Genomic DNA, 2,423 nt, shown 5'->3' with positions numbered 1-2,423 from the left:
GATATGAAGATTTGGGCCTTCGCCGACCTGATCCTCGCCGCCATGGCGTATTTCGCATGGAGAAGCGCGCGGCGTGGCCGGGCGGGGTCGGCAGCGGAGACCAAGACAAAATGAGACCTCTGATGAAGGCGATTGCTATCGCCGCCGCTACCATTCTCTGTTTGTTGCATCCCGCGGTCGCCGCGCAGCCCACGTGCGACGAATTGGTGCAAGGCGGCAACTACTTTCAGGGAAAAGCCTTTGAAGATCTAAGCGTGGCCCAGATTGACGCTCTGCTGGAGGTTGCCGGTAAGTGCAACTCCGAGACTTCAACCATCGAAAACTACGACGTAATTTTGGGGGTGCGAGTGAGCCGACTCGAAGACGCACGAGTACAAGCGTCAATGGCTGAGGCAAGCCAAGCCAAGGCGAATGCCTCCGAACAAGAACTCGCCAAACTGACAGAACAAGCTCGAGCTCTTCCAACAGACCCTTCGTCACGGCCCGCTTTGAACCAGATCAGAGCCGACATGATCAGGATCCGCAACGAGTCGGTCGAGGTCTGGCAATCCAAAGAATGGAACGAATTGGACAACGTCACCAATGAGAAACTGCAAGCCATCGAAACGGGCCAGACGCAACAAACGGCGCCTACCGAAAATGGCGGAACAGCAGATTCGACCGCAGCTGAACCACCAAGCCTCCAGAATTTCGCCGACCAAAGTTCCTCTGAGGCCCGTATATCAGAAATGACTTGCTCAGCGAGAGGCACAGCAGTGCTGGGGGTCGTGAACATGGGAACAGAAGACCCCGAGAGCGTTGTGCAGGTCGCACTCACGTCGACCGGCAATTTCGTGATCGAAGGACGAGAGGTCAAGGCTTTCGATGTCCTCCGGAGCGGTGATAAAATCGCGTTCTCAATGATTGCAGTGGCAGACTATCTCGCAGGAACGACGGGGGCTTCAACTGGCCTTAGCGATGACGAGAATATGCAATTTCATGCGATGCAAAAGATGTTCATTGAAGGAGCATTGCGTGGGCGCAAAAGGTTTGCGATCTACGACGTAGCGAACAGCCGACTCACCTTTGCAGATGCCGATGGAAAGCAATTCAAGAATATAACCCAAGCCGATTGCTGGGCTCACTGACCAGATGCATTGCGCACCACAGGGCCCAGCGTATTGGGATAGACATCCAGATGGCTCAAGGTTGCCAAGTCCGCTGATGGATGGCTTCTGGTGGTCGTGATGTTGTATAAGTTACACATAAGCCGCAATTTGGATTATCCCCGGGCCTTCCGCCAGATATCCTCGTTGCCTAGTGCAGGGTCCGAGCTATAAGGCGAACATGTCCGCCCAACTCGCCCTCTACTCCTCGGTCATCCGCTCAACCAGCGAAGCTGCCTGCGCTCCGATGTAACGCAAGAAGGCACCGGCGAAGCGCAAAGCTAAGGCGTAACCACCGCGCTATCTGGTCGTGGGTCAGTTTGAAATGTAGCGGGCTTCAGCGCGGGCTTCGCGCTTGCCCTGTTTCCAGAGAAGCCAGCCGCCGATCAGCATGGCAGCACCCCAGATCAGGAACGCAACGTCCCAATAGATCCATTGATCCTGGGGCACCGTTTCGTTGACGTGGTGCAGCCCAAGAAGGTGGTGATCAACGATCCCCTCCACCACGTTGAAGATACCGAAGCCCATAAGGATGGTTGCGAAGAGAAGTTTAGGCGACCACCAGAAGTGAGGTTTCCGCGCTGTCCGCCACAGGATGAGCAACCCGACTGCCGTGAATATGTAGGTGCTGGCGTGGAAAAGACCGTCCAGCAATGTGTTCAGCTTTAAGTTCTCCAAGGAGTCAGCAGGATAACCGGCACTCGTCGCCATATGATGCCATTGGAGAATTTGGTGCAGAACGATGCCGTCGAAGAAACCGCCTAGGCCAAGGCCAAGCAGAATGCCTGCGGCGGTGGGGAAATGTCGGTCTTCCGAATTTGTAGCCATGGCCCTCAAACCGACGAAAGCCAGCTTTGTTCGCCGATCAAGGCTGGATTTCAAACTGACCCAGTACCCGCGATCTGCGCTTATAGACTTTCGCTTCTGACGGACGCATTCTCCCTCGCGGGAGAGGGTATGGGCAGAATAGTTCATCCCAAGTCGGCGGGAGCAAGAAGGCCTTGGTGGCGCTCGCTTATTGCCGCTCGCCTTCCGCTGGTTTTAGCGCTGCTTGGATTTACGTTCCTCGCCTATGTTGCGACCAACGATCAGCACCAACTCCCGCGGGTCCATACCGGGGGCGGCTCATCGAGCAAGATTGTCTTTCGCAAGGCGGGCTGCGACATCAAGGGGAACATCAATGAGCGCGGCGAGCATATTTATCACATGCCCGGCCAGGAATATTATCTGGCGACGCGCGTGAACTCAGCCCGAGGCGAGCGCTGGTTCTGTTCCCAA

At 55.8% G+C, this 2,423-nt stretch carries 3 protein-coding genes; 2 read left to right on the top strand and 1 reads right to left on the bottom strand.

Annotated elements, in window-relative coordinates:
• The first annotated feature begins 122 nt into the window (after window positions 1-122).
• Entirely contained in the window at window positions 123-1,127 is a 1,005-nt protein-coding gene (locus EN914_RS32175; RefSeq protein WP_127218972.1) for a hypothetical protein, read from the top strand.
• Between the two features lie 333 nt (window positions 1,128-1,460).
• On the opposite strand, the gene EN914_RS32170 is transcribed toward EN914_RS32175, so the two are convergent.
• Complete coding sequence (locus tag EN914_RS32170; protein ID WP_024503115.1) at window positions 1,461-1,973, bottom strand: DUF2243 domain-containing protein; 513 nt, start codon at window positions 1,971-1,973, stop codon at window positions 1,461-1,463.
• A gap of 129 nt (window positions 1,974-2,102) precedes the next feature.
• On the opposite strand from EN914_RS32170, the gene EN914_RS32165 reads away from it, so the two are divergent.
• The coding region (locus tag EN914_RS32165; protein ID WP_127389536.1) for a hypothetical protein at window positions 2,103-2,423 on the top strand (321 nt) is incomplete at its 3' end.

This window comes from Mesorhizobium sp. M7A.F.Ca.CA.001.08.2.1, from assembly GCF_003998455.1.
GTDB lineage: Bacteria > Pseudomonadota > Alphaproteobacteria > Rhizobiales > Rhizobiaceae > Mesorhizobium > Mesorhizobium ciceri.
Note: the sequence above shows the minus strand (reverse complement) of the source record. Positions and strands in the feature narration are given on the sequence as shown.

What these genes read in the sequence shown, in the direction of transcription:
- EN914_RS32175 (WP_127218972.1), top strand. Translation starts at nt 123, where the DNA reads ATGAAGGCGATTGCTATCGCCGCCGCTACCATTCTCTGTTTGTTGCAT.
- EN914_RS32170 (WP_024503115.1), bottom strand. Translation starts at nt 1,973, where the DNA reads ATGGCTACAAATTCGGAAGACCGACATTTCCCCACCGCCGCAGGCATT.